The 26,563-nt window shown below is 67.4% G+C and carries 26 protein-coding genes and 1 tRNA gene; 14 read left to right on the forward strand and 13 right to left on the reverse strand.

The genetic code is table 11. From position 1 onward, the window contains the following. Positions 1-2 precede the first annotated feature (2 nt). The 3 genes from folE (at position 3) to AC6HZP_RS16020 (ending at position 3,021) form a co-directional block, all read left to right on the forward strand. On the forward strand, positions 3-629 hold the full coding sequence (gene folE, locus AC6HZP_RS16010; protein ID WP_497523647.1) for a GTP cyclohydrolase I FolE: 627 nt from the start codon (positions 3-5) through the stop codon (positions 627-629). A 96-nt stretch (positions 630-725) separates the two neighbouring features. Continuing rightward, complete coding sequence (gene hisI, locus AC6HZP_RS16015) at positions 726-1,205, forward strand: phosphoribosyl-AMP cyclohydrolase (RefSeq protein ID WP_497523648.1); 480 nt, start codon at positions 726-728, stop codon at positions 1,203-1,205. A gap of 43 nt (positions 1,206-1,248) precedes the next feature. Continuing rightward, positions 1,249-3,021 (forward strand): ABC transporter ATP-binding protein, encoded by a 1,773-nt coding sequence (locus tag AC6HZP_RS16020; RefSeq protein WP_497523649.1) that lies wholly within the window; start codon positions 1,249-1,251, stop codon positions 3,019-3,021. On the opposite strand, the gene AC6HZP_RS16025 is transcribed toward AC6HZP_RS16020, so the two are convergent. Both AC6HZP_RS16025 and AC6HZP_RS16030 read right to left on the reverse strand, forming a co-directional pair. Continuing rightward, a complete protein-coding gene (locus tag AC6HZP_RS16025; protein ID WP_497523650.1) occupies positions 3,003-3,431 on the reverse strand; it encodes a CBS domain-containing protein in 429 nt (142 codons plus the stop codon). The two genes, AC6HZP_RS16020 and AC6HZP_RS16025, sit on opposite strands and share 19 nt — an antisense overlap. Positions 3,432-3,635: 204 nt before the next feature. Then, positions 3,636-4,379: a rhomboid family intramembrane serine protease gene (locus AC6HZP_RS16030; RefSeq protein ID WP_497523651.1), complete on the reverse strand. Its 744-nt coding sequence runs from the start codon at positions 4,377-4,379 to the stop codon at positions 3,636-3,638. Between the two features lie 371 nt (positions 4,380-4,750). Here AC6HZP_RS16030 and AC6HZP_RS16035 point away from each other — a divergent pair, with 371 nt between their 5' ends. Further along, a complete protein-coding gene (locus AC6HZP_RS16035) occupies positions 4,751-5,425 on the forward strand; it encodes a PAS domain-containing protein (protein WP_497523652.1) in 675 nt (224 codons plus the stop codon). Between the two features lie 386 nt (positions 5,426-5,811). Further along, entirely contained in the window at positions 5,812-6,426 is a 615-nt protein-coding gene (locus AC6HZP_RS16040; RefSeq protein ID WP_244669502.1) for a transglutaminase-like cysteine peptidase, read from the forward strand. A gap of 580 nt (positions 6,427-7,006) precedes the next feature. On the opposite strand, the gene AC6HZP_RS16045 is transcribed toward AC6HZP_RS16040, so the two are convergent. The 4 genes from AC6HZP_RS16045 to AC6HZP_RS16060 all read right to left on the reverse strand — a co-directional run bounded on the left by AC6HZP_RS16045 (position 7,007) and on the right by AC6HZP_RS16060 (position 10,006). After that, a complete protein-coding gene (locus AC6HZP_RS16045; RefSeq protein ID WP_497523653.1) occupies positions 7,007-7,537 on the reverse strand; it encodes a gamma carbonic anhydrase family protein in 531 nt (176 codons plus the stop codon). Between the two features lie 276 nt (positions 7,538-7,813). Continuing rightward, positions 7,814-8,035, reverse strand: a complete 222-nt coding sequence (locus tag AC6HZP_RS16050; protein ID WP_371813037.1) for a DUF3126 family protein — start codon at positions 8,033-8,035, stop codon at positions 7,814-7,816. Positions 8,036-8,144: 109 nt separating this feature from the next. Next, the gene (gene cysE / locus AC6HZP_RS16055; protein ID WP_201400121.1) at positions 8,145-8,969 is read right to left on the reverse strand and encodes a serine O-acetyltransferase; all 825 of its coding nucleotides are present in this window, start codon (positions 8,967-8,969) and stop codon (positions 8,145-8,147) included. 278 nt (positions 8,970-9,247) lie between these two features. Then, a complete protein-coding gene (locus AC6HZP_RS16060; protein ID WP_497523654.1) occupies positions 9,248-10,006 on the reverse strand; it encodes an alpha/beta fold hydrolase in 759 nt (252 codons plus the stop codon). A gap of 151 nt (positions 10,007-10,157) precedes the next feature. On the opposite strand from AC6HZP_RS16060, the gene AC6HZP_RS16065 reads away from it, so the two are divergent. Both AC6HZP_RS16065 and AC6HZP_RS16070 read left to right on the forward strand, forming a co-directional pair. After that, positions 10,158-10,406, forward strand: a complete 249-nt coding sequence (locus AC6HZP_RS16065) for a zinc-finger domain-containing protein (RefSeq protein WP_497523655.1) — start codon at positions 10,158-10,160, stop codon at positions 10,404-10,406. 10 nt (positions 10,407-10,416) lie between these two features. Then, complete coding sequence (locus AC6HZP_RS16070) at positions 10,417-11,604, forward strand: FAD-dependent monooxygenase (RefSeq protein WP_497523656.1); 1,188 nt, start codon at positions 10,417-10,419, stop codon at positions 11,602-11,604. A 584-nt stretch (positions 11,605-12,188) separates the two neighbouring features. Here the strand turns inward: AC6HZP_RS16070 and AC6HZP_RS16075 are convergent. Both AC6HZP_RS16075 and AC6HZP_RS16080 read right to left on the reverse strand, forming a co-directional pair. Then, positions 12,189-13,646, reverse strand: a complete 1,458-nt coding sequence (locus AC6HZP_RS16075) for a GGDEF domain-containing protein (RefSeq protein ID WP_497523657.1) — start codon at positions 13,644-13,646, stop codon at positions 12,189-12,191. Positions 13,647-13,776: 130 nt separating this feature from the next. Further along, entirely contained in the window at positions 13,777-15,381 is a 1,605-nt protein-coding gene (locus AC6HZP_RS16080) for an AMP-binding protein (protein ID WP_497523658.1), read from the reverse strand. A gap of 227 nt (positions 15,382-15,608) precedes the next feature. On the opposite strand from AC6HZP_RS16080, the gene AC6HZP_RS16085 reads away from it, so the two are divergent. The 4 genes from AC6HZP_RS16085 (at position 15,609) to AC6HZP_RS16100 (ending at position 18,582) form a co-directional block, all read left to right on the forward strand. Next, the gene (locus tag AC6HZP_RS16085; RefSeq protein ID WP_497523659.1) at positions 15,609-16,241 is read left to right on the forward strand and encodes a PadR family transcriptional regulator; all 633 of its coding nucleotides are present in this window, start codon (positions 15,609-15,611) and stop codon (positions 16,239-16,241) included. Positions 16,242-16,554: 313 nt separating this feature from the next. Beyond that, on the forward strand, positions 16,555-17,460 hold the full coding sequence (locus AC6HZP_RS16090) for an alpha/beta fold hydrolase (RefSeq protein ID WP_497523660.1): 906 nt from the start codon (positions 16,555-16,557) through the stop codon (positions 17,458-17,460). A 105-nt stretch (positions 17,461-17,565) separates the two neighbouring features. Continuing rightward, a tRNA-Leu gene (locus tag AC6HZP_RS16095) sits at positions 17,566-17,650 on the forward strand. A 248-nt stretch (positions 17,651-17,898) separates the two neighbouring features. Next, positions 17,899-18,582, forward strand: coding sequence for a hypothetical protein (locus tag AC6HZP_RS16100; RefSeq protein WP_497523661.1), 684 nt, complete (start codon positions 17,899-17,901; stop codon positions 18,580-18,582). Between the two features lie 20 nt (positions 18,583-18,602). On the opposite strand, the gene AC6HZP_RS16105 is transcribed toward AC6HZP_RS16100, so the two are convergent. Continuing rightward, positions 18,603-19,463: a LysR substrate-binding domain-containing protein gene (locus AC6HZP_RS16105; RefSeq protein ID WP_497523662.1), complete on the reverse strand. Its 861-nt coding sequence runs from the start codon at positions 19,461-19,463 to the stop codon at positions 18,603-18,605. Positions 19,464-19,595: 132 nt separating this feature from the next. On the opposite strand from AC6HZP_RS16105, the gene AC6HZP_RS16110 reads away from it, so the two are divergent. Continuing rightward, the gene (locus AC6HZP_RS16110) at positions 19,596-20,513 is read left to right on the forward strand and encodes a DMT family transporter (RefSeq protein WP_497523663.1); all 918 of its coding nucleotides are present in this window, start codon (positions 19,596-19,598) and stop codon (positions 20,511-20,513) included. 137 nt (positions 20,514-20,650) lie between these two features. Here AC6HZP_RS16110 and AC6HZP_RS16115 read toward each other — a convergent pair whose 3' ends face one another. The 3 genes from AC6HZP_RS16115 to AC6HZP_RS16125 form a co-directional block, all read right to left on the reverse strand. Beyond that, the gene (locus AC6HZP_RS16115) at positions 20,651-20,989 is read right to left on the reverse strand and encodes a hypothetical protein (RefSeq protein ID WP_497523664.1); all 339 of its coding nucleotides are present in this window, start codon (positions 20,987-20,989) and stop codon (positions 20,651-20,653) included. A gap of 11 nt (positions 20,990-21,000) precedes the next feature. Beyond that, the gene (gene gpt, locus AC6HZP_RS16120) at positions 21,001-21,498 is read right to left on the reverse strand and encodes a xanthine phosphoribosyltransferase (RefSeq protein WP_201404495.1); all 498 of its coding nucleotides are present in this window, start codon (positions 21,496-21,498) and stop codon (positions 21,001-21,003) included. A gap of 96 nt (positions 21,499-21,594) precedes the next feature. Next, positions 21,595-22,353, reverse strand: a complete 759-nt coding sequence (locus AC6HZP_RS16125) for a competence/damage-inducible protein A (protein WP_497523665.1) — start codon at positions 22,351-22,353, stop codon at positions 21,595-21,597. Between the two features lie 498 nt (positions 22,354-22,851). On the opposite strand from AC6HZP_RS16125, the gene map reads away from it, so the two are divergent. Both map and radC read left to right on the forward strand, forming a co-directional pair. Beyond that, positions 22,852-23,685: a type I methionyl aminopeptidase gene (map, locus tag AC6HZP_RS16130; protein ID WP_497523666.1), complete on the forward strand. Its 834-nt coding sequence runs from the start codon at positions 22,852-22,854 to the stop codon at positions 23,683-23,685. Continuing rightward, complete coding sequence (gene radC / locus AC6HZP_RS16135; protein ID WP_497523667.1) at positions 23,682-24,383, forward strand: RadC family protein; 702 nt, start codon at positions 23,682-23,684, stop codon at positions 24,381-24,383. The genes map and radC overlap by 4 nt, the downstream gene beginning before the upstream one ends. Here the strand turns inward: radC and AC6HZP_RS16140 are convergent. After that, positions 24,370-25,854 carry an MFS transporter gene (locus AC6HZP_RS16140; protein ID WP_497523668.1) on the reverse strand — a complete coding sequence of 495 codons (1,485 nt, stop codon included), beginning with the start codon at positions 25,852-25,854 and terminating at the stop codon, positions 24,370-24,372. The genes radC and AC6HZP_RS16140 overlap by 14 nt on opposite strands. Positions 25,855-26,563 lie beyond the last annotated feature (709 nt).

The following is a 26,563-nucleotide window of genomic DNA, read 5'->3' on the forward strand; positions in this document are numbered from 1 at the left end:
CCATGGACGCCAAGAGCCCAGAGGCAAAGCACGACGCGGCGGAGCCGGGCCATGCGCCGCGCCGGCCTAGCCGGGAAGAGGCGGAAGCCGCCGTCCGCACGCTGATCGCCTGGGCCGGCGACGACCCGGCGCGCGAGGGCCTGATCGACACACCGAAGCGCGTGACGAAGGCGTTCGGCGAATTCTATCGCGGCTATCACGAGGACGCCGCCGAAACGCTCGACCGCGTCTTCGATGAAGCCGGCGGCTATGACGACATCGTGCTCGTGCGCGACATCCCGTTCTTTTCGCATTGCGAGCACCACATGGTGCCGTTCATCGGCAAGGCGCACATCGCCTATTATCCGAAGGGCGGCGTCGTCGGCCTGTCGAAGCTGGCGCGGGTGGTCGACATCTTCGCCCGCCGCCTGCAGATGCAGGAGCGGCTGACCAACCAGATCGCGCATGCCGTCGACAAGGGCCTCGCGCCGCGCGGCGTCGCCGTGATGGTCGAGGCGGAACATCACTGCGTGTCGATGCGCGGCGCCCACAAGTCGGGCGTCTCCACCATCACGACGAGCTTCACCGGCGTGTTCCACAAGGAAGCCGCCGAACGCGCCCGCTTCCTCGCCCTCGTCCAGGGCCGGTAGGGCGTCTATCGGGACCAACGCCGGCCATCGGCCGCCACGCCCCCTTCCCTTGCGATCGCGCCGGCGCTATGCCCGGCGCGACAGCCGGAGTTCGACATGACCACGACCACGCCCGATACCGCCCCGCCCCGTTTCGCCGCCCCGGGCTCGCATGCCGAGGTCGAGGAAGGCACGACGCTGATGCCGCGCTTCGGCGCCGACGGCCTGATCGCGGCTGTCGTCACCGATTTCGAGACGGGCGACGTCGTCATGCTGGCCTGGATGAACGCCGAGGCGCTGGCGAAGACAATCGAGACCGGCGAAGGCTGGTACTGGAGCCGCTCGCGCCAGGAGCTCTGGCACAAGGGCGCGACCAGCGGCCACGCGCAGACCGTCAAGGAGATGCGGGTCGACTGCGACCAGGACGCGATCCTGATCAAGGTCGTGACCGCCGGCACCGGCGCCAACTGCCACACGGGCCGCAAGGGCTGCTTCTACCGGACAGTTCCCGTCGGCCACAAGGTCAGCCCGACGCTCGCGCTCGACTTCACCGGCGACGTGCCGCTGTTCGACCCGAAAAAGGTCTATGGCGGCTGACGGAGGCCGCCCTGCCTTTCCGGCAAACCCACCGAGACCCTCCATGCTGCGCCGCTTCTTCTCCTATTACGCCCGCTACAAGCGGCTGTTCTTCCTGGATTTCGGCTGCGCGGTTCTCGCCGGATTGCTGGAGCTCGGCTTCCCCCTCGCCGTGAAGGTGTTCGTCGACCGGCTGCTGCCGAGCCAGAACTGGGGCTGGATCGCCGGCGTCGCGGCGCTGCTCCTGGTGATCTACGTCCTCAACACCGGCCTGATGGCGATCGTCAACTACTGGGGGCACGCGCTCGGCATCAGCATCGAGACGGACATGCGCCGCGAGGCGTTCGACCACATCCAGAAGCTCAGCTTCCGCTATTTCGACAACAACAAGACCGGCCACCTGATCACGCATGTGACCAAGGACCTGGAAGAGGTCGGCGAGGTCGCGCATCACGGGCCGGAAGACGTCTTCATCGCCGTCATGACCTTCGTCGGCGCCTTCGTCCTGATGTTCCTGGTACACTGGAAGCTGGCGCTGATCACCACGGCGATCATCCCGGTCATCACCTGGCTGGTCAGCCGCTACGGCGCCAGGATGACGGAGAACTGGCGCCGGCTGTTCCGCCAGGTCGGCGACTTCAACACCCGCGTCGGCGAGAGCGTCGGCGGCATCCGCGTGGTCAAGGCCTTCGCCAACGAGGACCACGAGCGCGCCTTGTTCGCCGAGAACAACGAGAGCTACAAGACCACCAAGCTCAGCGCCTACGCCTACATGACGGCGAGCCTGGCGATGTCCTATTTCAGCACGCGCTTCGTGCAGCTCGTGGTGATGATCGCCGGCACCTATTTCGTCATCCGCGGCGAACTGAGCAATGGCGGCTTCGTCGGCTTCCTGCTGCTCGTCAACGTGTTCTTCCGGCCGATCGACAAGATCACCTCGGTGCTGGAGAGCTATCCGAAAGGCATCGCCGGCTTCAAGCGCTTCGTCTCGCTGCTCGATACGGCGCCCGACATCGCCGACCGGCCCGGCGCCATCGCCGTCGACCACTTCAAGGGCGACATCGTCTATCGCGACGTCGACTTCGGCTACAACGAGCACGGCAAGGTGCTGCAGGGGCTGGACCTCACGATCCGCGCCGGCGAGACGGTCGCCTTCGTCGGTCCGTCCGGCGCCGGCAAGACGACGATCTGCTCGCTGCTGCCGCGCTTCTACGAGGTCGATGGCGGCGCGATCACCATCGACGGCATCGACATTCGCGACATGACGCAGGCGTCGCTGCGGGCCCAGATCGGCATCGTGGCGCAGGACGTGTTCCTGTTCGGCGGCACGATCCGCGACAACATCGCCTATGGCCGGCTCGACGCCACCGACGAGGAGATCATCGAGGCGCTGCGCCGCTCGGCGCTCGACCAGTTCGTGCTGTCGCTGCCGGACGGGCTCGACACGCTGACCGGCGAGCGCGGCGTCAAGCTTTCCGGCGGCCAGAAGCAGCGGCTGGCAATCGCCCGCATCTTCCTGAAGAACCCGCCGATCCTGATCCTCGACGAGGCGACGTCGGCGCTCGATACCGCGACCGAATTCGCCATCCAGCAATCCCTGGCGGAGCTGTCTCAAGGACGCACGACGCTGGTCGTCGCGCACCGGCTGGCGACGATCCGCAACGCCGACCGCATCGTGGTGGTCGGCACCGACGGCATCGTCGAGCAGGGCACGCATGCCGAACTGCTGGCGCGCCAAGGCGTCTATGCCCGCCTGCACGAGACGCAGTTCGGCGCGGCGCCGCAACCGGCGCCGCCGGAACCCGGCTCGCCCCGGCCTCAGGCCATGGCGATATAGGCGCGCATCTCGTCGGCCTCGCGCTCGACCTGCTCGATCCGCGCCTTGACGACGTCGCCGATCGAGACGATGCCGGCGAGCCTGTCGTCCTCGACGACGGGCAGGTGGCGGAAGCGCCCCTCGGTCATGCGCGTCATCACGTCGTTGATGGTGTCGCGGTCGGTGCAGGTGACCACCTTGGCGGTCATGATGCTCTCGACCGCGCCATCGAGCGCCCCGGGGCCGCGAGCGAGCGCCCGCACCACATCGCGCTCGGAGACGATGCCGAGGATGCGGCGATCTCCATCGGTGACGACCACCGCGCCGATCCGGTGCTCGGCCAGCATCTGGATCACGGTGGCGATACTGAGGTCAGTCGGGACGGTGACGACCTCCCGGCCCTTCCTGGACAATATGGCAGCTACGGTCATGGGCGTCGGCTCCCTGTTGACGGGGCCGGCCGCTCTTCGAGGTGGACCAGTCCGAACCCCAAGGCATCAGGCCGCGATCTCAGCGGTCCTGTCGCAGGGCCGGCGCGGCGATAGCGCCCGCTCCTGCCGATCCCTGCGATGATGGGGCCGTGGGTCGGCGTTTGCAAGGCGCGGCGCGACGTCGAAGCTGCGGGAGGCGAAGGGCTACGCCCGGCGCACCCGGCCAACGGGATCGAACCAGGGGAAGGCCAGCAGGCCGAACACGAAGCCGCCGAGATGCGCCTCCCAGGCGATCGAGCTGGTCGTCACGCCGGGCGGCGTGAAGAACAGGCCGAACAGCAGGTTGAAGACGAACCAGACACCGAGGAAGGCGACGATGCGCCGGTCGCGGAACATTTCGACGATCGAAAGCGCGGGACGGAAATCAGCGTCGCTACGGGCGATGCCGCCGCCGAGCCGGCCGCCGGCGGAAAAGGCAAAGCGGGCCGAGGCCGCCATCTGCGCCGAGATCGCCGCCGAGGCGCCGATCAGCGGCGAGGTGCCGGCCGGATAGAGCAGCATATGCGCCGCCGCGCCGGCCGCAGCCCCCAGCAGCGAGAAGATCAGAAAGCGCACGCTGCCGAACCGGCGCGCCAGCGGCGTGCCGAACGCCGCCAGCCACAGGCCGTTGACGGCGTAGTGCATCCAGTCGCCATGCAGGAAGGCGTAGCTGAAGAAGGTCCAGACGTCGCCGGCAAGCCCGCCGGGCCAGTAGAAGCCCGGAATGTCGGGCCCGGTGATGCGAATCGGGATGAAGGCGAAGGCGGCGATGAACCAACTCGCCTGCGCTTCCGTCAGCACATAGACGCGGACGATGTGCACGATCGCGAGCACCGCCAGCGAGGCGACGATCACGGCGGGCAGATTGAAAACCGGCTCGCGCGCCGCGCGTTCGCTTCTGGGGCTCATGTCCATCGGAGATAGTCGGCTCGCCATGTCGGCGCAAGCGGATCGACGCGGCGGGGGCAGAAAACCAGCGAGGGTCCAGAAACAAGTCGGCCGTCCGGCGCGCTTCTCAAATGGGCGCGCACGGACGGCCTTGTCACGCCCCGTCTAGCCCCCCGGCATAAGACGCCCCGTGAACAAGGTCAGACTGTCACGCTTCAAAATTGAGTGCAATCTCAAAATACCGTCAACCTGTGCGTAACCGTATCCGGAGGGAATAGACCCGGGCCTCCGGGCCGCATGCTATGACCGCCTAACCAATGCCGCGAAAGCAGCAATTCGGCCAGCCCCCTAGCGGGGAGGCACGGACAGATCCGACACAGCAAGTGGACGCCATGCAGCATCCATCGACCGCGGCGCTCTACGCCTACTGGAACCGCCAGCGCGGCGTCGCGCCGGCGCCCATCCGGCGCGACATCGCGCCGGACCAGATCAGCGGCCTGCTCGGCGACATGTTCATCCTGCAGGCGGACGAGGACGGCGCCTTTCCATTCCGGCTCGCCGGCACCCGCCTCTGCGCCATTTTCGGCCGCGAGCTGACGGGACAGGATTTCCGCTCGCTCTGGAGCGGCGAGGAGCGCCGCGCGATGGCTGCTTCGCTCCAATCGGTACGCGAGGGCACGACGATCGTTCACCGCCTCACCGGCTTCAATGGCCGCGGCCAGACGCTCACCGCCGAAATGATCCTGCTGCCGCTCAGCCAGGATGGCCTGACGATCGACCGCGTCCTCGGCCTGTTCGCCCCGGTCGAGCGGCCCTACTGGCTCGGCCTGCATCCGCTGACGCGGCAGGCGATCGTCGGTACCGACCGGATCACGCCCAGCGAGACGAAGCGTCCGCGCCGCCCCGTCGCCCCGCGCGCCGCGAAGCTCCCCTCCACGCCGCCCGCGACCGTCCCCGTCGCGATCCCCTCGCCCGAGGGCGACCGGCAGGCCGAGCCTTCCGCCGCCTCGGAGCCGGACGGCCCGCGACGCCCGCGCCTCGTCGTCCTCGAGGGCGGCCGGCGCTGACGGAACACCGACGCCCGCGCCCCGACCAAGGGCTGCGGCAGCGATGTCCAGCGATCGCACAACGATCGCGACGCCCGAAAAGGCCTCGCACGGGCCCCTCGCCGCCCCTCGGCCGCGATTATTCACAATTTCCTAACCATGATGTGGCGGCGCGAACACAGCCGCTTCACAAAGCCTGCATTTCCGCCATTTCGGTAAACCACCCCAGGCGCCATTGTCCACGCCGGGGAGACAATCGCCCAAGGTCAAATGGTTAATCGTTCATTAAACCAAAGCTTAAATTGCAATTATAATTCGACGAGAAGTCGATTAGAAACATCGCACTTGGCTTAGATCCGAGTAAAAGTCTATATGGCATAGTCTTCCTCAGACAAGAGGACGGTTTTATGTCGTTTGTACGCGTATCGAGTTGCATTGCCGGGCTTGCCCTGGTCCTCGGCCTGGTGGCGAGCGCCGCCGCGCAGGAACACCCCGCCTTCATGCGGGTGACGGGAAAGACCAGCCAGCCGGTCGGGCATCACGAGCTCTGCTCGCGGATGCCGGTCGAATGCAACGAGACCACGCGCGACACGACCCCGATGCACCTCACGGTGACACGGTGGAACGAGCTGATCGCCGTCAACGACAACGTCAATACTGCGATCGAGCCTGTAACGGACCTCGAGCTCTATGGTCGCGAGGAATACTGGAACTATCCGGACGAAGGTAAAGGCGACTGCGAAGACTTCGTCCTGTTGAAGCGTCGCGAGTTGATGGAGCGCGGCTGGCCGGCAGGCGCCGTCCTGATCACCGTCGTGCGCCAGACCAATGGCGAAGGCCACGCAGTTCTCACCGTCCGCACCGATCGCGGCGACCTCGTGCTCGACAATCTCGAGCCGAAGATCAAGCTCTGGGGCGAGACCGAATACCAGTTCGTCAAGCGCCAGTCGGACCGCAACAGCGGCCGCTGGGTCTCGATCGACGACGACCGCCCGACGCTGGTCGGCAGCATCCGCCGGTAAGGAGCGAGCGCCTCTCTCTCGGGGAGAGGCTTGGTGTCGGAGCGTATCCTGCGCCTTCTGCCTCGACGCTCAGCCCACTAAGTAAGCAAGCCCCTCACCCAACCCTCTCCCGCCAGCGGGAGAGGGCTTTGCACGGCGCCCTTCCTCGATCTCGACGCAAAGCGACAGACACAGGCAATTGACCACGGCGAGCGCAGGCGACCTCCCTCTCCCGCCTGCGGGAGAGGGTTGGGGTGAGGGTCTTCGGCTAGGCCGGGCACCTCAGGACGAGGCCTGAACCCTCCCCTTGAGGGAGGGTCAAGACCGCCTCTGGCGGTCTTGGGGAGGGGATGCTTCGTCTGGTTTCTCGGAAGCTGCGAAAAGCGCCCCCTCCCGAAAACGCGAAGGGCGTTTTCGACCTCCCCTCAAGGGGGAGGTTCAAGAGAATGGGCGGCGGGCACACAGTCCGCAGACCAAATCCGCTCGGCCCCTAGATCATGGGCGTTCCCTGGACCCTCCTTCGAGGCCCGGCTTCGCCGGGCACCTCAGGATGATGGTAGAGTGTTGGAATTGCAGTCCGAACTCTGGCCGGCCTAACCGATCAATCGACCCGGCGCAGGCCCGCTGCGTAGCGGCGCCAGTTGGCGACGTAGTGGTCGGCGCCGGCGCGGAGTTTTGCGAACACCGTCTCGTCGAGCGCTCGGATGACCTTGGCCGGCATGCCGACGACCAACGATCCATCCGGAATGACCTTGCCCTCCGGCACCAGCGCGCCCGCGCCGATGACGCAGTTGGAACCGATGCGGGCGCCGTTCATGACGGTGGCGCCCATGCCGATCAGGCTGTTGTCGCCGATCACGCAGCCATGCAGCATGGCGCGATGGCCGATCGTGCAGCCCTCCCCGATCTCGAGGGGAAAGCCCATGTCGGTGTGGAGCACGCAATGCTCCTGGATGTTCGAGCGCGCGCCGACCGTGATGCGCTCATTGTCGCCGCGCAGCACGGCGCCGAACCAAATGCCGACCTCGTCGCCGAGCGTCACCTTGCCGATCAGCGTCGCGTCGGGCGCGACCCAGTGGCGATCGGCGGGCGGGAGTTCCGGCGAGATGCCGTCGAGGGCGTAAATGGCCATGGCGGATCCAGTTCGTCAGCGCGAGGGTGGCCGGTCCCGGCTGAGCGCCGCCGCGACCCGGGGTCGCCGGACGCGGTCCGCGTCCGCTCTGGAGCGTCGCATCGCTTCAGGGAAACGACGAAACGCCCGATTGTCTGTCTTGCCGCGTCTTCGTCCGCGCGAACCGGTATCCGCTTCGCTCGAAACGCTGTCGCGGCACCCACGATCGGCGCTCGCCGGGAGCCGGCGCCAATCATGGCTACACCTCGGGAGACCGGGGCCTCCCGCGCGAAAAACTCAGGCTTCCTCGAGATCGATGTCGAGGATGGCCATGGTGAAATTGTAGGACAGTTCACCTTCTTCATCGTCCCGGAACAGGACGCCGACGAACTCGTCGCCGAAATAGACCTCGGCGGAATCGTCCTTGCGGGGACGCGGACGGATGGTGATGCCCTTCGAATTGAAGCGGCGCTGGAAGAAGCTCTCGAGCTTCTGGACCTCTTTGCGATCCAATTTCATCTCCTGATCAACGGGGAACAACAGGGCATTGCCATAGCGCATCCACGCCACGGCCCGTCGCATCGCCGCCCCGAGCGGCGCCGCCACAGCCCACGAAAGTCGTCTGGTATTATGCCTGATCCGGCAGGATCTGGTCCATCATCCGCGACGGCTCGGCGCAGGGCGCCTTGCCGACCACCCGCGCCGGGACACCGGCGACCGTCGTGTTCGGCGGAACCGAATGCAGCACGACCGAGCCGGCGGCGACGCGCGAGCAGGGTCCGATCTCGATATTGCCGAGAATCTTGGCGCCGGCGCCGATGAGGACGCCGTGGCGGACCTTCGGATGACGGTCGCCGGTTTCCTTGCCGGTGCCGCCGAGCGTCACGCCCTGCAGCAGCGAGACATCATCCTCGATCTCGGCGGTTTCACCGACGACGAGGCCGGTGGCGTGGTCGAGGAAGATGCCCTTGCCCATGGGCACGGCCGGATTGATGTCGACCTGGAACACCGACGAGGAGCGGCTCTGCAGGTAATAGGCGAAATCGCGCCGGCCCTGCCGCCACAGCCAGTTGGCCAGGCGATGGGTCTCGATGGCGTGGAAGCCCTTGAAATAGAGCACCGGCTCGATGGCGCGGTTGCAGGCGGGATCGCGGTCGTAGACGGCCTGGATGTCGACCCGGACCGCGCTGGCGATCTCCGGCTCCGACGCGAAGGCTTCGGCGAAGGCCTGGCGGATGAACTCCGCCGGCAGGTCGGCGTGATGCAGGCGCTCGGCGATCCGGTGCGCGACCGCGTCTTCGAGGCGCGTCTGCGAGAGAATGGTGGCGTAGACGAAGCTGGCGAGCGCCGGCTCGACGCGCAGGATCTCCTCGGCCTCGACCCGCATCTCGGACCAGAGCGGATCGAAGCTGGCGACCCCTTCACCGACGACGCGGGAATTAACAGCTGACATAGACCACTCCTTCGCTGCCAAGCATCGCCGCAGCCATTTTCGATCGGCACCCTAACATGGTGCCGGATGCCGCAAAACCGGCACCCTTGAGTAAATAATGCTCCGGGCCGCTTCCGGCGACGGGGAGCGGCAAAGGTCGAAGACATATCGGCCGGAGGTGAAAATGCAACGGAAATCAAAACAGCTCCCCGGCAAAGCCGTGCGGAACGCCGCCGCGGGCTGAATCAATCTCTGCGTGATCCCCGCCAAGTCCTTGAGAACGCGTCGCTTCTTGCCGCTCAGCTCAGGCCGCGCCTGGCCAGAAATTCGAGCACGCCGGCCTTGTAGACCTTGTCGCCGACGGCGAGCATGTGGTCGCGCTTCGGGATGTCGAGCACCTCGGCGCCCGGGATGATGGCCGCGAGATCGGCGGCGGAGCCGGCCAATTCGTCGCGCTCGCCGACGGCGATCAGGACGGGCACATGCAGCGTCGCGAGGTCGTCGGCCGAGATCGGCTGGCGGGTCGCCTTCATGCAGGCGGCGAGCGCCACGCGGTCGCTGCCGGTCTGCTCGGCGAACTTGCGGAACATCTGGCCGATCGGATCGGTGATCGTCTCGGGGTGGTCCGTCTGCAGCGCGTCGACCACCGGCTCCCAGGGGCCGATGCCGGTAACGATGCCGTAGCCGAGGCCGCCGAGGATGATCGCCTTCACCATCTCCGGATGTGTCAGCGCCAGGAAGGCGGTGATGCGGGCGCCCATCGAGTATCCCATCACATCGGCCTTCGCGATGCCGAGATGCTTCAGGAGATTGCGCGCGTCCTCCGCCATGGCGGCGATGCGGTAGGCGGAGACGTCGTGCGGCTTGTCGCTGGCGCCATGGCCGCGATTGTCGAAGGCGATGACCCGGCGACCGGCCTTGACCAGCGTGTCGACCCAGCCCGGATTGACCCAGTTTACCCGGGCGCTCGACCCGAAACCGTGGATGAGGAGGATGGGCGGGCCCTCGCCTTCATCCAGATAGGCTAGGGAGACGCCGTTCGATTGGAAATGTTGCATGGGAGATCCGCGATCGATGTCCCGCCCTTATGCCGGATCGAGCCGACCGCGCCAAGGTGTCGCCACGACACACCTCTCGCCACCCTGTTCATCCCGCCCCTGCGACGCTATGGTCCGGCCAATTGCTGCTTCGAACCGACGGACCCGCGCCATGGCCGCCCATGTGATCCCCCATTTCCACAATGATTCCGGTGTCGAGACGATTGAGATCGGCGTGAAGGAATTCATGTGCGTCGGCGCCAAGCCGCCCTTCGACCATCCGCACATCTATATCGACATGGGCGAGGACTCGGAGAAGGTCTGCTCCTACTGCTCGACCCTCTACCGCTTCAATGCGCGCCTGCACGGCCCCGAGACGCTGCCGCCCGGCCATCTCTACGTCGAGCCCGTCGCGGCCTGAGCCGCTTTCGATGAGGCCTCTCCGCGTCGGAATTGCGGGCGCGGGCATTGCGGGCCTGACGACCGCCCTCGCCCTGGCGCATCGCGGCATCGGCTCGACCGTGTTCGAGCGCGCTGCCCGGCTTTCGGAAGTCGGCGCCGGCCTGCAGGTCTCGCCGAACGCCGGTCGCATCCTCGAGGGGCTCGGCCTGACCGCCGCCCTCGACCGCGCCGCCGTGCTGCCGGAAGCGATCGACATGCGTTCCGGCCGCACCGGCGAGCCGATCGTCACCCTGCCGCTCGGCGAGAGCGCACGCGCCGCCTATGGCGCGCCCTATCGCCTCGTCCATCGCGCCGATCTGCAGGCGCTGCTGCTCGACGCCGTCGACGCCGATCCCCGCATCACGCTGAAGCTCGGCGCAGAAGTGACCGGCTCCCGCCAGTCCGCCGAGGCGGCGACGCTGGTGGTGGATGGCGCGTCGCATGAATTCGACTGCCTGATCGCCGGCGACGGCGTCCGCTCGACGCTGCGCAGCGCCGTCCCGGGCGCCGCGCCGTTCAAGCCTTCGGGCCGCACCGCCTGGCGCACGACGATCCCGATCGGCATTGCCCCGCGCGACCTGCCGCATCAGCGCACCACCGTGCTCCTGAACCGCGCCGCGCATGTCGTGATCTACCCGGTGCGCGGCGGCCGGCTGATCAACGTCATCGTCGTGATCGAGGAAGACTGGGACGGGCCGGAATGGAGCGCGCCGGGCGACGCCGCCGTGCTGCGCCGCCGCTTCGACGCCGACAGCACGCGCTTCGTCAGCCGCTTCACCGGCCTCGACCTGCAATGGACCCGCTGGTGTCTGACCGAGGTCGATCCGCGCGGCAGCTGGGTCGACGGCCGGATCGCGCTGATCGGCGACGCGGCGCACGCCATGGTGCCGTTCCTCGCCCAGGGCGCCGCCATGGCGATCGAAGACGCCGACGCGCTGGCGACGGGGCTCGCGACCGCCGGGGACCACGTTCCCGAGGCGCTCCGCCGTTACGAGGCGATCCGCCGCCCGCGCGCCACGCGCGTCTGGAAGACGGCCCGGCAGGCGGGGCAGATCTATCATCTCGGCGGCCCGATGGCGGTCGCCCGCGACATGACCATGACCGCCCTCGGCGGCGCCAGCCTGCTCAAGCGCTACGACTGGATCTATGGCTGGCAGCCGGGCCAGGAGAGCGCCTGAGGGGCTGAGGGACGCTGTCGATCCCTTGAGGACGGCCGCCTCGGAGGCCGTCGCCTGCTTCACCTCTCCCTGAGGGAGAGGTCGACGGCCGCAGGCCGGCGGGTGAGGGTTTACGGCCTCAAAAGCCCGTCTCCGGCAGGGCAATGCCTTGTTCTGAAAGTTCCCTAAACCCTCACCCGGAGCTTCGCTCCGACCTCTCCCTCAGGGAGAGGTGAAAGGGGCGGCGCGGATCGAGCGAGCTTGAGCCACATCCTCCACGACTGCATTCCCCAAACACGACCATCATCCTGAGGCGCCCGGCGAAGCCGGGCCTCGAAGGAGGGTCCAGGGAACGCCCCGGATGGAGACTGCGGGACGGATTTCGCCTGCAAACTGCAGTGCCCCGCTGGACCCTCCTTCGAGGCTTCGCTTACGCGAAGCACCTCAGGATGATGGTGGAGGCAGTGGGCCGGCCTGAAAGGTTCGGAGGTCTCGACAGCGGCCGCCCCTCACCTGAAGCAGCAATCCAGCCTCGGGTTCAAATGATTGGCCGTCCTCAGAGCTTCCAACGGTGGCCTAACGACAAAGAAGCAGCCAAGGATCGCTCACCCCGTCGCGGCGGTCGCGGTCCGCGGCGGTGGGGCGTGGCAGACGATGCGGTTTCGTCCCCTCGCCTTTGCCTGGTAGAGCGCCGCGTCGGCGAGCGGCAGCATCTCGATCACGCCGCCGCCCGGATAGCGCACCCGGTGGACGATGCCGATGCTGATCGTCGTCCGGAGCGCCGGGCCGGCGCCGGCCGGGATCAGCAGCCGCTCGATGACATGGCGCAGCCGCTCGGCCATGGCGATCGCGTCCTGCCGCGTGATATCCGGCAAGGTGACGGCGAACTCCTCGCCGCCGATCCGGCCGAACAGGTCGTTCCGGCGCAATTCGCCGCCGATCGCGTCCGTCACCGCGATCAGCACCGCGTCGCCGACGGCATGGCCATGCAGATCGTTGACCTGCTTGAAGTGATCGATATCGATCATCAGCACGGCGACGCCGGAGAACAGATTGTATTGCGGGCGGGCCAGCAGCGCGCCGCTGCGCTCGAGAAAGGCGCGCCGCGCCAGGATGTTGGTCAGGCCATCCATGCTGACGGCGTGGTCGAGCCGCTTGAGAAGCCGCCGCTGCGCCACCGTGATCGTCGTCACCGTCAGCGGCCCGAGCGCCACCAGCGTGATGCCGAGGCGGAACGAGGTGCTGCGGTCGAAGACGTCGAGGCTCGTCGGCAGGAACAGAAGGCCGGCGACCTCCGCCGACAGCATCGCCAGGCTCGACAGCATGACGATGATGCTCATCGGGAACAGGCCGTAGGTGAGCGAGCACCAGAGCAACGCGGGAACCGGAAAGGCGATCGCGCCGGGGCCGCCGATGGCGATGGAGGCTGCGACGGAAAGGCAGAGCGCCGCGATCGGCATCGTCGTCGACGCCTCGGGCACGACGTCGCGCAGCCATCGCCCGAAAGCCTGCACGTCGAACGGCGTCGGCGCGGTCAGGAGCACCGGCAGCACGACGACGTAATTGCCGAGCTCCGAGATGAACCAGAAGACCAGGCCGGTGCGCAGCGTCGGATCGATGGTGAACCCGGCGCCGACCAGCGCCGAGGCGGCGGCGGCGGCAACCGAGATCAGCAGCATGTGCAGGACGGAGAGCGGCCGCTGCAGCGCGCGATCCTCCGGATCGAGCCGCTGGAACAAGACGAACCCGGTCACGACGCCGGCCAAATTGGCGCTCGTCAGCCAGAGATTGGTGACGAGGGCGTCGCCGCTGACATAGCCGGCGGCGAGATAGCCTGTGATCGCCCCGACCCAGCCGGGCCAGCCGGCCAGCCCCGGCCGGAGCACGAAGAGGCCGAGCAGCACGGCATTGGCCGGCCAGAGCGCCGCCAGGAAGCCGAGCGGCCGCGTATAGATACCGAAAAGCGATATGCCGAAGACGACCGCCGCGACGACGCAGGCGGCCCCGAGCCCTGGCGCGAACGTCCGCGCCAACTCCTTCATGCCTCCGGTCGATTCGCTCATGCCGTTCTACCTGGATCGATACATGGCAACTCGTACCAATGCGTCAGGGACGGCCATCGAGGCCCGCCAGCTGGCGCGCACGCTATGGATGTAACTGCGTCGGGTCAACCACCGAACGCATGTCCTGCGATCATTCCCCGCCTGCCGCGCCTCCCCGGCGAGCCAGCTCCGCGATAGTCAGATAATCCGTCTTGCCGGTCGCCAGCATCGGGAACGCCTCGACCGTGACGATCCGCTTCGGCACCATGATTTCCGGAACGCCATGCGCCTTGGCCGACGCGATGAGCGCGTTGCGATCCGGCGCGACGCGATCCGTCACCAGCACCAGCTGCTCGCCCTTGCGCTCGTCCGGCACGGAAACGACGGCATGGACGTTGTCGGGCCAGACCTGCGCCGCATAGGCCTCGACGGCGGCCAGCGAGATCATCTCGCCGCCGATCTTGGCGAAGCGCTTGGCGCGGCCGCGAATGGTGATGTAGCCCTCGGCGTCGAGGCTGACGATATCGCCGGTGTCGTGCCAGCCGTCCGGCGTCTGCTCGAGAATGCCAGGCGCGCTGTCGCGCATGTAGCCGAGCATGACGTTCGGTCCCTTGATCCAGAACCGGCCGCCCTCGTCCAGGCCCGGCACCGGCTCGATCCGGTACGACATGCCAGGCAAGAGCCGGCCGACCGTGCCATCCTTGTGATAGAGCGGCGTATTGGCCGAGACGACGGGCGCCGCCTCGGTGGCGCCGTAGCCTTCGAACAGCTCGATGCCGAAGCGGTCGCGCCAGAGCGTGCGGGTCGCCGGCTTGATCTTCTCGGCGCCGAGCACGACGAGGCGGAGATTGGCGAAATCCCCGGCTTCCGCCATGCGCGCCCAGCCGGCGGCGAAGGTGTCGGTGCCGATCAGGATGGTGGATCCGCTGTCGCGCACCAGTGTCGGGATCTGCTTGTAGTGTAGCGGCGTCGGATAGAAGAACACCCGCATGCCGATCGCGAACGGCGCGATCAGGCCGACCGTCATGCCGAAGGAATGGAAGACCGGCAGCGGATTGAACAGAGAGTCGTCCGGCCGGAGCGCCAGCGTGCGCAGGAACTGCTCGACATTGCAGAGCACGTTGGCGTGGGTCAGCGCCACGCCCTTCGGCGCGCCCTCCGAGCCCGAGGTGAACAGAATGACGGCGATATCGTCCGGCTTGGCGCCCGACCAACCATGCAGCCGACGCGCGAACCAGGACGAGACGACGCCGCGCACCTTGTCGAAGCCCGTGACCGTCTTCGCCAAATCCTCCAGCCAGATGATCTCGACATGGGCCGCGAGCGCGGCCACCAGCTCCTCCAGCTTGCCCTCGGCGACGAAGCGCCGGGACGAGATCACATGCCGGATCTCGGCCGCCTTGCAGGCGACGAGCAGGTTCTTCGGGCCGGCCGAGAAATTCAGCATGGCGGGAACGCGACCGAAGGCGACGAGGCCGAAGAAGGCCGGCGCCACCGTGGCGACGTTGGGCAGCAGCATGCCGACCCGCTCGCCCTTCTGGGTGCGGCGCGCAAAGATCCGGCCGAGCACCATCGCGCCGATCAGCACGCGGTCGAAGGTCATCGGCTTGCGCTGGTTGTCCTCGATCACCTCGCGCTTGCCGCCGAAGCGGGCGCGGGAATCGAGCAGCATGCCGAACAGCGTCTTGCGCCAGCGCCGCGCGTCGAGCGGGATTTCCTTGTTGGCGGGGCTCGGGATGGCAGTCGGCATATCCATGGGGGCTGCGTCGCTCTTTTTAGATCGGACCCGCTGACATCATGCGGACGGCGCATCATCATACAATGACGGCCGCCACACATGCGAGCACGCATCCGGAAAGCCCAAAGCGGAACGGAGCCGATGCCGGGTTCGTGAATTGCGCGACATGTCGTAAGATATATCTTGACGCAGGGGTTGCATGCTTCTAGCGATGGATACCCTTACGATATATCGGACCCCTTCTCATGGGCCAGCCCCCGACCGACCGAGATTCCCCGACCCGCCGCCTCCCCGGCCCCGGCAGCACCGTGCGCGGACGCGGCGGCGAAGGCCTGCGCGTCGGCCGGATGGTCGCCGATGGCGATCTCCGCCTCGTCGCGCTCTCGCTGATCGAACGTGGCCCCCGCCACGGCTACGAGATCATCAAGGCGATCGAGGAACTGACATCCGGCAGCTACAGCCCGAGCCCCGGCGTCATCTATCCGACCCTGACCGCCATCGAGACGGCCGGACATGCGACGGTGGCGACGCAGGGCAACAAGCGCGTCTATTCGATCTCGGATGCCGGCATCCGCCACCTCGCCGACCGGCGCGCCGCCACCGACACGATCCTCGACCATCTCGACAAGATCGGCCGCCGGATCGCGCGAACGCGCGAATGGTTCGATCGCGGCGAGACGGCGCTGCGCGACGAGCGGCCGGACCGCGACATACCCGGCGTCGTGCCGGAGCTGAACGACGCCCGCCGCGCGCTCAAGGCGGCGATCGCCGGCAAGGTCGGCAGCTCCTCGATCGAACAGCACCGCGTCGCCGAAATCCTGCTCGCCGCCGTCGCCGCGATCCAGGCGCGGTCGCCGGAAGGCGAGATCGATCTTTAGCCGGGCTCGGGGGCGGTGAGCCGCGCCGCCTTCCTTCCCCGCGTCTCTTCGGCCGTCGACCTCTCCCTCAGAAGGCCTCGGCAAAACACCACCCTCATCATGCTGAGGGGCCCGCAGGGCCGTCTCGAAGCACGCAGAGCGGCTGTGCAATCGAACGGCTGCACCGGAAGCCCCTCCCGAGATCCCGCGCCCGCTGCCTCCGCCGGCGATCGTGCGCGCTCATTCCCCATGGCAGCCGCCGTCCCGCTTGACATCTATTTTACCCGGGTAATAATAGAGACATCTTCTCACCCCGGCAAAAGCGCGTGCGACCATGACCCTTCTGAAAGCCAACGGCATCGACTTGGCCTATGACAGCTTCGGCGACGATGCCGCCGAAGCGATCCTGCTCATCTCCGGCCTCGGCACCCAGCGGATCCGCTGGACCGTCCCGTTCTGCGAGGCGTTGGCGCAGCGCGGCTATCGCGTCATCCGCTTCGACAATCGAGACGCCGGCGGCTCCACTCATTTTTCCGATCATCCGGCCCCGGACTTCGGTGCGCTTGCCGCCGAGCTCGGCGCGGGACGCCGGCCGGCCGTGCCCTATACGCTCTTCGACATGGCCGCCGACGCGGTCGGCCTTCTCGATGCGCTGGCGATCTCGCGGGCGCATGTCGTCGGCCGCTCGATGGGCGGCATGATCGCCCAGATCGCCGCCAGCGAGTATCCGGAGCGCGTGCTGTCGCTGACGTCGACCATGTCCGGCACCGGCAATCCGGCGCTTCCCTCGGCCGCGCCGGACGTGATGGCGATGATGATGCGCCCGACGCCTGATCCCTTCGCCGACGAGGCCGGATATCTGGCGGCGCGGCTCGCCTTCGCGAAACGCATCGCCGGCCATCCGTTCGACGAGGCGCTCCACCGCGAATTCGTTCTCGGCGAGCTTCGATGCGCCTACGACCCCGCCGGCTCCGCCCGGCAGATCGCGGCCATCGCGGTCACAGGCGACCGGCGGGCGCGGCTGGCGACGATCGCGGTCCCGACACTCGTCATCCACGGCACGGACGATCCCTTGATCCCGCCGGCCTGCGGCGAGGACACGGCGGCGGCCATCCCCGGCGCCGAGCTTCTGCTCCTCGACGGCATGGGCCACGACCTGCCGGCCGAACTCGATGCAACGGTGATCGACGCCATCGTGCGGACGGCGCAGCGCAGCGGCAGCAAGCCGGCGACCGCGTGAGCGAAGGGCGGTTACCGCCCTGCGAGAGCCGATTTGCACAACCGGCTCTCGCTCCGCGCGATTTGGCTATCCATCGCGCGCCAGAGATGGCAGAAAGCCGCCGCTGCGGGCGTGGCGAAACTGGTAGACGCAAGCGACTTAAAATCGCTCGACTTCGGTCATGCGGGTTCGATCCCCGCCGCCCGCACCAGACGCCTACGCGGCGCCAAACGCACCTTCGGCAAAGACTGCCGAAATCTCCCAACGCCTTGTTTCATAACGATTTATGCCCGCGAACCACGTTCCTGCAGCGGGCTCCTCGACGCATCGCGCGAAATTCCCCTTCAAATCGGTTGTGTCCCGCTGCTACATCCGGCGCGGGGGATTCGTGGCACCACGACGGCTCGCCCGACCGACATTCGACGACGAGCCAAAGAAGGTGCTCCCATGACCGAACCCGTGACTGAACCCGTTTCGCATCGTCAGGCGCTCGCGCTCGACCCGTTCGCCGTCCTGAGCCGCGTGCCGGCGATCGGCAACATGATCCTCGGCGTGCGCGCCGACGGCGCGCTGCTGGAAGGCCTCGGCGCGATCGACAGCGTCGAGCTCGACAATGGCTACGCCGTGCTGCGCGGCCCGGCGCGCGAGACGCGGTTCGAACTCGCGGCGATCGCCAAGATCGTCACCGACCAGATGGTGATGAAGAACGTCCTGCCCTTCATCGAGATCTTCGACGCGGACGGCAACACCATCGCCAAGATGACCGCGCTGGACGGGCTCGAGCGCTTCGACGCCGCGCTGGAGGGCCTTGCCCGCACGCCGCTCGACGCCGCGCCGCCGGCGGCCCGCCCCGGCCCCGGCGACGAGCCCGCCGATGGCCCGCTGAAGGCGGCGGAAGCGACCGGCAAGCCCGTCACGCTCAAGGCCGTCAAGCACGGCGTCGAGCACCGCTGGTCCGGCACGCTCACCAGCGTCTCGTTCAGCCACGGCTTCCTGAACGCGATGGAAGCGGACATGCACCTGCACATCCGCGCCGGCGCGATCGCCTCGTGGCGGGAAGAAAGCGTCGACGGCCTGACCGTTTTCAGCGCGATCGACGGCAATGGCAAGGCGATCGGCCTGTCGCTCTCGACCGAGGCCTGACGCTTCACGCCTGACGCGCCTCAGGCGGCGCGCGCCAGCCCTTCCCGCTCGCAGAAGGCGATGACGAGATCGGCGAGGTCCCGCACGGGACGGCGCGCGCCCGAGGCGACCCGAAGCGCCAGTTCTGTCGGCGGGACGGGCAAGAACCCGCCCCCCGACAAGACGACATAGCCCGGCCGCACCGCCCGCGCCTCGACCAGCGCGACGCCGAGCCCGCCGGAGATCGCCGCCTCGATGCCGATCAGGCTGGCGCTCTCATAGGCGATGCGCCAGCGCCGGCCGGAGCTCTCCAGCGCATGCACGGCGCGGTCGCGATAGCGGCAGCTTTGCGGGAAGGCGATCAGCGGCACCGGATCGACGCTCTTCCAGTCGACATCGCGCGCGCCGACCCAGACCAACGTCTCCGGCCAGACGCCTTCGGCCGGCCCGCCGCCTGCATCGCGCTTCATCAGCACGATGTCGAGGTCGCCGCGCTCCAACCCCCGCTCCAGCTCGACCGACAGGTCGCAGCGGACATCGAGCCGGCATTCCGGCCGCAGTCGCGCGAACTGCGCGACCAACCCGGTCAGCTCGGCAACGGCGAAATCCTCCGTGAGGCCGAGACGGACATGCTCGGAGGCCCCCGACGCGGCGACGACACTGCGCGCCTCCTCCGACAGCGCCAGGATGCGGCGGGCATAGCCGAGCAGCCGTTCGCCCTCGAGCGTCAGCGCGACGCTCCTGCCCTCGCGCACCAGAAGCGGCGCTCCCGCCAGATCCTCAAGCTTGCGGATCTGCTGGCTGATCGTCGACTGGGTGCGATGCACGCGCTCGCCGGCGCGGGTGAATCCGCCGGCATCAACGACGGAGACAAAGGTCTTGAGCAGATCGAGGTCGAACATGGCGAGGCCTCCTCAGGCATCGATTTATCGAATGAATATCATCCAAACATCGAATTTCCAAATGGCTGACAGAACGCCTACTGCCTTGGAGCCCGGCCGTGGCCGGCGTTTCAACCAGCAGGCAGACAGAGCATGACCGATAGAGTGGCAACCCCAGCAGCCGTGACACCGATCCCCATGGGGCGCGGCGGCAGCCTCGCCGATCTCGGGCTGATCGCGCTCTTCTGCCTGATCTGGAGCTCGGCCTTCGCGGCGGGGAAGCTTGCCCTGCCGGACTGTCCGCCGCTGATCCTGCTATCGAGCCGCTTCCTGGTCGCCGGCCTGTTCCTATTCGGTCTGGCCGCGCTCGTCGGTCGGCCGTCGTGGCCGGACCGGCGCACGACCGCGAGCTGGGTCGTTCTCGGCGCCCTCAACGGCGCGCTCTATCTCGGCCTCAGCTATACCGGCATGCGGACGGTCTCCTCCGCCTTCGCGGCGGTGCTGATCAGCGCCAATCCGCTCCTGACCGCGCTGGTCGCGGCGCCGGTACTGGGCGAGCGACTTTCGCCGCTGAAGCTCGTCGGGCTGCTGCTCGGCATGATCGGCGTCGGCATCGTGCTGCGCTCACGGCTCGTGGGCGGCGCCGAGGACTGGCACGGCACGTTGCTGGTGCTGGCCGCGCTGGTGGCGCTCGTCGCCGGCACGATCCTGTTCAAGAAGCTGAAGCCGGGCGGCGATCTGTGGACCGGCACGGCGCTGCAATCGCTCTCGGCCGGGATCCTGCTGCTGCCCCTGGCGCTCGCAACCGAGAGCCTCGGCGATGTCCGCCTGACACCGGCGCTCATCGGCGGCTGGCTCTATCTGGTGGTCGTGACGTCGATCGGCGGCTACCTGCTCTGGTTCCGCCTCCTGCGCAAGAAGACGGCCACCGAGGCGTCGTCGCTGCATTTCCTGATGCCGCCGCTCGGCCTCGCCTTCGGCTGGTTGGTATTCCGCGAGCCGGTCAGCCTCGTCGACCTGATCGGCATCATCCCGATCGCGATCGGCATCGCCATGGTCACGCGCGGGTAGACCCTTTGTTGGGTCCCGTTTTCTTCACGCGAACCGGTATCCACTTCGCTCGAAAACGCTCTAGCGGAACTGAAAACGAAAACGGCGGCGCCATCCGATGGCGCCGCCGTTCAGAACGTCAAGCGAAGCGTAGCCGATCAGGCCTCGCCTTCGCCCTCTTCGCGCTGCGCCTTGACTTCGGCGATGAAGCTCTCGGCGTCCTGCTTGGCCGAACGCGCGTGCTCTTCCGCGTCCTTGCTGAAGCGGTCGAGTTCCATCTTCAGCCCGCTGACGGACGGCTTCTCGACGCTGTTGGCGTAGCCGATCATGCGCAGGGAGACGGCGAGATCGAGCACCATGGCGGCGAGCAGGCCGTCATCGAGCTGCTCATTGTCGGCATAGTCCGAGATCAGGTCGTAGAGGGCGTCGCGATGCTCCTCATACTCTTCGGCAAAGGCCTCGAAATCCTCGTCGGCGGGTTCGTTCGGTTCGGTCATTTGTTTGTCTCCTAGCCGACGATCGGCGGTTGAAAGGCGAGACCCATGTCCCACGGGAAATAGATCCACGTATCCTGTGACACTTCGGTGATGAAGGTGTCGACAACGGGGCGGCCCATGGGCTTGGAATAGAGCGTCGCGTAATGCGCCTTCGGCAGCATGTCGCGCACGAGGCGGGCGGTGCGGCCGGTATCGACGAGATCGTCGATGACCAGGACGCCGGCACCCTCGCCGCCGCCGAGATCGATGATCTCCTGGCTGACCGGCTTCAGCACCTTGAGCGAGCCCTGCTCCTTGTAGTCATGATAGGAGGCGACGCAGATCGTCTCGATCATGCGGATGCCGAGTTCGCGCGCCACGATCGCCGCCGGCACGAGGCCGCCGCGCGTCACGCAGACGATCGCCTGCCACTTCTGGTCGCCCGAAAGGCGCCAGGTCAGCGCCCGCGCATCCCGGTGGAACTGATCCCAGGATACGGGAAACGCCTTGTCGCTGCGAGCATCGACCATCATTGTCTCCTGCGCGTGAATGGAGCGGAACGTGTGTGCCGGGGCTTGCCGTCATGCAATCGAATCGGCGCGCGATCCACAGAAATTGCCGACATGTCAGCTATTCGCCTGCATCATGGCTGCGACCATCTTCTCGACGGTCTGGGCCGCCTCGTCGAGGCGGGCGGCGTCGCGCGAGCGCAGCACGATGTCGGTCGCGAACGAGCCGTCGAGCATCTTCGGATAGCTGCCGATCGAGACGTCGGGAAACTCGAGCTGGATCTCGCCGAGCTGCTTGGCGATCCGCCCCTCGCCCATGCCGACCGGCACGGTGCGCGACAGCATCTTGGCGCCGGTCGGGATCTTGGCGGCGACCTCGTCGAACATCGCCTGCATGATCGACGGCACGCCGGCCATGACATGCACGTTTTCGAGCGTGAAGCCCGGCGCCTTGGAGACCTTGTTGAGGATCAGATCGGCACCGGCCGGAATGCGGGCCATGCGCATCCGCGCCTGGTTCAGCTGCCCGGCCGCATAATGGTCGGTCAGGATGGCGACGGCGCGCGGATCATGGTCGATGGTGACGCCGAACGCCTTGGCCATCGAATCCGCCGTGATGTCGTCATGCGTCGGCCCGATGCCGCCGGTCGAGAAGACATGGTCATAGCGGGCGCGGAGCGCGTTCACTGCCGCGACGATCTCCGCTTCGACATCCGGCACGATCCGGACTTCGCGGATGTCGATGCCGATATTGGTGCAGTATTCGGCGATATAGCCGATGTTCTTGTCCTTGGTCCGTCCCGACAGGATCTCGTCGCCAATGACGAGGATCGCGGCGGTGACGACAGGCACGGCTTCCGGGGTAGGCTCAGCCATTCACAAACTCCATCGGTATCCGCCCGGTTTAGCGCTCCGGCGCCGGCCGCTCAAGGGAGCGCGGGCGCGGCGAAAGCATCGCGAGCAGCGAATGTCGCCCTTGGGAGACATCCTCGGCAGACGGCATTGGCAAATCTCAACCATCATCCTGAGGTGCCCGGCGCAGCCGGGCCTCAAAGGAGGGTCCAGGGAACTCGCCTGTCATGAGCGGCGGGGTCCACTGGATCCTCCTTCGAGGCTTCGCTCGCGCGAAGCACCTCAGGATGACGGCGGAGGGTGAACATGCTCTTGCTCTCGGCCGCGCTGGGGGTCCGGCTCACGGTCGTGCCGACCGACAATGAGGCGGCGTAGCGGCGTCGCAGCGTCGCGGCGCGGTCACTCCGGCGCGAAAACTCTTGTAACTCGCGGCCCGATACGCCAGATCGGGGACAAACCTTCATTATCAGACTTGTTCCCGAGGCCGCAGAATGGTGTGCTGACGGGGCACGGAGTTCCCAGATGGTCACCTATGTCGACGCCGACGCCACCCCGCTGAAGAACACGGGGCAGATCCGCCTCTATGGCAAGGAGGCCTTCGCCGCGATGCACCGCGCCGGCCAGCTGGCGGCGGCCTGCCTCGACGGCCTCGCCGAGATCGTCAAGCCGGGCGTGGCGACGGACGAGATCGACCGCTACGTCTACGAGTTCGGCGCCGCCCATGGCGCGCTGCCGGCGACGCTCGGCTATCGCGGCTACACCAAGTCGACCTGCACCTCGATCAACCACGTCGTCTGCCACGGCATTCCCGACGACAAGCCGCTCAAGGACGGCGACATCGTCAATGTCGACGTCACCTATATCCTCGACGGCTGGTATGGCGATTCGAGCCGCATGTACCTGGTCGGCGACGTCAAGCGCGCCGCCGTGCGCCTCGTCGAGGTGACCTATGAATCGCTGATGCGCGGCATCGCGGCGGTGAAGCCCGGCGCCACCACCGGCGACATCGGCTACGCCATCCAGTCCTTTGCCGAGGCCGAGCGCTGCAGCGTCGTGCGCGATTTCTGCGGCCATGGCGTCGGCAAGGTCTTCCACGACACGCCGAACATCCTGCACTACGGCAATCCCGGCGAGGGCGTCGAGCTGCGCCCCGGCATGATCTTCACGATCGAGCCGATGATCAATCTCGGCCGCCCGCATGTGAAGGTTCTGCGCGACGGCTGGACGGCCGTCACCCGCGATCGCTCGCTGTCGGCCCAGTTCGAGCACACGGTCGGCGTCACCGAGACCGGTTGCGAGGTGTTCACCCTGTCGCCGCGCGGCTACGGCTGCCCGCCCTACCCGACAGGGGCATGAGCGGGTTTTCCGAAAACCCCAACGATCCGCCCCATTTCCTGGGGCATCGCGAACGGCTGAAGTCGCGTTTTCGCGATGGCGGCGCGGAGGCGATCGCCGATTACGAGCTCCTGGAACTGATCCTGTTCCAGGCCCTGCCGCGCCGCGACACCAAGCCGATCGCCAAGGCGTTGCTCGCCCGCTTCGGCACGTTTTCCGACGTCCTGGCCGCGCCCGAGGCGCGGCTCACCGAAATTCCCGGCGTCGGGGCCTCGGTCGCGACGCATCTGAAGCTCGTGCACGCCGCCGCCACCCGCTACGCCCGCGGCGCGGTGCGCCAGCGGCCGCTGCTCGGCTCGTGGAGCGCGGTGGTCGATTACTGCCGCGCCGCCATGGCGTATGAGGAAAAGGAGCAGTTCCGCATCCTCTTCCTCGATCGCAAGAACGTGCTGATCGCCGACGAGGTGCAGCAGGTCGGCACCGTCGACCACACGCCCGTCTATCCGCGCGAGGTGGTGAAGCGGGCGCTGGAGCTCTCCGCCACCGCCTTGGTGCTCGCCCACAACCATCCTTCCGGCGACCCGACGCCGTCGCGCGCCGACATCGAGATGACCAAGACGATCGTCGAGATCGCCGGCCCGCTCGGCATCGCCGTGCATGATCACATCATCGTCGGCCGCCAGGGCCATGCGAGCTTTCGCGGGCTCAAGCTGATCTGAGCGCCGCCTTGCCGTCCGAAGCGGCGGGCGTAGCGTCCTGCCCGTGCCGCTGCTCGAGGCTCGCCGCGCCGCCCAGTTCCTCGACCAGCACCGCCGTCACCAGCGCGCCGAGAAGGCTGACGCCCGCCACCAGCAGCAGCACGGCCGAAAGCCCGTATTCCGCCTTGACGATCGGCAGCAGGAAGGCGCCGAGGGCTGCGCCCACCTTGGCCGAGGCCGAGGCAAAGCCGGAGCCGGCGCCGCGCAGCTGGGTCGGAAAGAGCTCCGCCGGCAGCGCGAAGGTGGTCGAATGCGGCCCGACATTCATGGCGAGGTTGAACAGGATGAAGCCGGCGAAGATGACGGCGACGGACGGATGGGCGGGACCACCGGCCCAGAGCGCCGCGACCAGGACCAGCATGCCGGCGGTCATGCCGAGGAAGCCGTAGACCTGCGGGCGGAGGTGGCCATAGCGCGGGATGACCCAGAACGCCGCCAGGAAGCCGACCAGCAGGAAGATGTCGATCAGCGAGGAGCCGCCGATCTCCGAGAAATCGGCAAGCACCGCCCCGCTGCGGGACGAGCCGAAATGCAGGTCCGCCAGCAACATGGGCGTGAAAAGGCCGATGCCGTAGGAGGCGATGTCCATCAGGAACCACGGTACGCAGGCGAGCCAGGTGCGGCGGCGATAGGCGCTGCCGAACAGCGCGGCGATGCCGTCCGACTTCACCGCCTCCGGCGTCTTGGCGACGAGATGCACGGCCTCGGCCGCCGCAGCCCCCATCTCCGCGAGCTTCGCCCGGTCGGCGGCGATCACCGCGCCGATCGACCGCGCCGCCTCGCGGTTGCGCCCCCGGCTCATCAGCCAGCGCGCGCTTTCCGGCGTGAAGAGGCGACCGAGGAGGAACAGCAGCGGCAGCGCCGCCAGCGTCGCCATGAAACCGCGCCATGCGTCGGTCGCGTCGACGACGGCGAGGATCGCGGCCGTCAGCGCCGCGGCCAGCATGAAGCCGACCGCCTGGAAGGTGATCGTCGCGACCATGATCCGGCTGCGCGCCGCCGCCGGCATCCACTCGGCGACATAGGTGCTCGATACCGGATAGTCGATGCCGACGCCGACGCCGAACACGAAGAGGCCGAGCATCAGGATGGTGGCGTCGCCGGCGAAGACAGCGATCAGCGCGCCTGCCATCATCACCAGCGTGTCGATGAGCATCAGCGGCTTGCGCCCGAAGCGGTCGGCGAGCGGGCCGCCGAGTGCGGCGCCCGGAACCGCGCCGGCGAGCAAAGCCGCGCCGAGCAGGCCCTGCATGGTCGCGTCTATGGCGAAGCTCTGGACCAGCAGCGGTAATGCGACGCCGAGGGTGAAGACGGAGACGCCGCCGAGCATGGTGCCGCCGGTCGACAGCAGGAAGAGCCAGTAATGCGCGATGCCCATCGGCGCGCGGTCCAGCATGGCCAGCATGGCCTGTTGCTGTGAGGTCTGCTGCATGTCCCCGGTCCCTGTCGTCTCAGCGGTAAGCCCGACCCACCTTTGTCGTCAGGGCCATGGATTCGCAAGGTCGGTTGTTCTCCTTTCCGCCCGCTCGCCTGACGCGCCCTTGCCTCTCGCTACGTGTCTGGCCCGCAATTTCCCCCGCCCGCTCGCCGTCATCCCGGACGCAGCGAAGCGGAGATCCGGGATCCATCTGTCAGCAGCGGGACAGTCGGCCGCCTGGCGCAGCGGAGCGGGGTCGGAAAGCGACAAACTCGGATTTGACGCCGAGCCACGGGCGTCGGCGCGAGCGGCACCAAGGCATGGATCCCTGCTTTCGCAGGGATGACGGCGGAGGGTGAACCAGCCTTCTGCGCCTCAATCAGGGCCGTCTCGCCTCAAGGATACCTCGCGCATCTCTGGCCAGGAGCCGGCGCCTTGAACCCTCCCCTTGAGGGAGGGTCAAGACCGCCATCAGGCGGTCTTGGGGAGGGGTTCTTCGTCAGGCTTGCCGCAGACTCCGCGAACTCCCCCCTCCCGAAAACGCGAAGGGCGTTTTCGACCTCCCCTCAAGGGGGAGGTTCAAGAAAGAAGGCCGGCTTCCAACCCAGCATTCCGGGCCGGACACTCCGGGAGGGGTGAGGGAAGGAGCATCTCCCTTCTCCGGCATTCCGGACCAGACACTCAGGCAGAGGCCCAGAACGGAGCGCCTCCCTTCGATCCCGCA

The organism is Kaistia sp. SLG-1 (assembly GCF_059699055.1).

Bases quoted from the DNA above. Each gene is read 5' to 3' on its own strand.
- folE (WP_497523647.1), top strand. From the start codon at position 3: ATGGACGCCAAGAGCCCAGAGGCAAAGCACGACGCGGCGGAGCCGGGC.
- hisI (WP_497523648.1), top strand. From the start codon at position 726: ATGACCACGACCACGCCCGATACCGCCCCGCCCCGTTTCGCCGCCCCG.
- AC6HZP_RS16020 (WP_497523649.1), top strand. From the start codon at position 1,249: ATGCTGCGCCGCTTCTTCTCCTATTACGCCCGCTACAAGCGGCTGTTC.
- AC6HZP_RS16025 (WP_497523650.1), bottom strand. From the start codon at position 3,431: ATGACCGTAGCTGCCATATTGTCCAGGAAGGGCCGGGAGGTCGTCACC.
- AC6HZP_RS16030 (WP_497523651.1), bottom strand. From the start codon at position 4,379: ATGAGCCCCAGAAGCGAACGCGCGGCGCGCGAGCCGGTTTTCAATCTG.
- AC6HZP_RS16035 (WP_497523652.1), top strand. From the start codon at position 4,751: ATGCAGCATCCATCGACCGCGGCGCTCTACGCCTACTGGAACCGCCAG.
- AC6HZP_RS16040 (WP_244669502.1), top strand. From the start codon at position 5,812: ATGTCGTTTGTACGCGTATCGAGTTGCATTGCCGGGCTTGCCCTGGTC.
- AC6HZP_RS16045 (WP_497523653.1), bottom strand. From the start codon at position 7,537: ATGGCCATTTACGCCCTCGACGGCATCTCGCCGGAACTCCCGCCCGCC.
- AC6HZP_RS16050 (WP_371813037.1), bottom strand. From the start codon at position 8,035: ATGAAATTGGATCGCAAAGAGGTCCAGAAGCTCGAGAGCTTCTTCCAG.
- cysE (WP_201400121.1), bottom strand. From the start codon at position 8,969: ATGTCAGCTGTTAATTCCCGCGTCGTCGGTGAAGGGGTCGCCAGCTTC.
- AC6HZP_RS16060 (WP_497523654.1), bottom strand. From the start codon at position 10,006: ATGCAACATTTCCAATCGAACGGCGTCTCCCTAGCCTATCTGGATGAA.
- AC6HZP_RS16065 (WP_497523655.1), top strand. From the start codon at position 10,158: ATGGCCGCCCATGTGATCCCCCATTTCCACAATGATTCCGGTGTCGAG.
- AC6HZP_RS16070 (WP_497523656.1), top strand. From the start codon at position 10,417: ATGAGGCCTCTCCGCGTCGGAATTGCGGGCGCGGGCATTGCGGGCCTG.
- AC6HZP_RS16075 (WP_497523657.1), bottom strand. From the start codon at position 13,646: ATGAGCGAATCGACCGGAGGCATGAAGGAGTTGGCGCGGACGTTCGCG.
- AC6HZP_RS16080 (WP_497523658.1), bottom strand. From the start codon at position 15,381: ATGGATATGCCGACTGCCATCCCGAGCCCCGCCAACAAGGAAATCCCG.
- AC6HZP_RS16085 (WP_497523659.1), top strand. From the start codon at position 15,609: ATGGGCCAGCCCCCGACCGACCGAGATTCCCCGACCCGCCGCCTCCCC.
- AC6HZP_RS16090 (WP_497523660.1), top strand. From the start codon at position 16,555: ATGACCCTTCTGAAAGCCAACGGCATCGACTTGGCCTATGACAGCTTC.
- AC6HZP_RS16105 (WP_497523662.1), bottom strand. From the start codon at position 19,463: ATGTTCGACCTCGATCTGCTCAAGACCTTTGTCTCCGTCGTTGATGCC.
- AC6HZP_RS16110 (WP_497523663.1), top strand. From the start codon at position 19,596: ATGACCGATAGAGTGGCAACCCCAGCAGCCGTGACACCGATCCCCATG.
- AC6HZP_RS16115 (WP_497523664.1), bottom strand. From the start codon at position 20,989: ATGACCGAACCGAACGAACCCGCCGACGAGGATTTCGAGGCCTTTGCC.
- gpt (WP_201404495.1), bottom strand. From the start codon at position 21,498: ATGGTCGATGCTCGCAGCGACAAGGCGTTTCCCGTATCCTGGGATCAG.
- AC6HZP_RS16125 (WP_497523665.1), bottom strand. From the start codon at position 22,353: ATGGCTGAGCCTACCCCGGAAGCCGTGCCTGTCGTCACCGCCGCGATC.
- map (WP_497523666.1), top strand. From the start codon at position 22,852: ATGGTCACCTATGTCGACGCCGACGCCACCCCGCTGAAGAACACGGGG.
- radC (WP_497523667.1), top strand. From the start codon at position 23,682: ATGAGCGGGTTTTCCGAAAACCCCAACGATCCGCCCCATTTCCTGGGG.
- AC6HZP_RS16140 (WP_497523668.1), bottom strand. From the start codon at position 25,854: ATGCAGCAGACCTCACAGCAACAGGCCATGCTGGCCATGCTGGACCGC.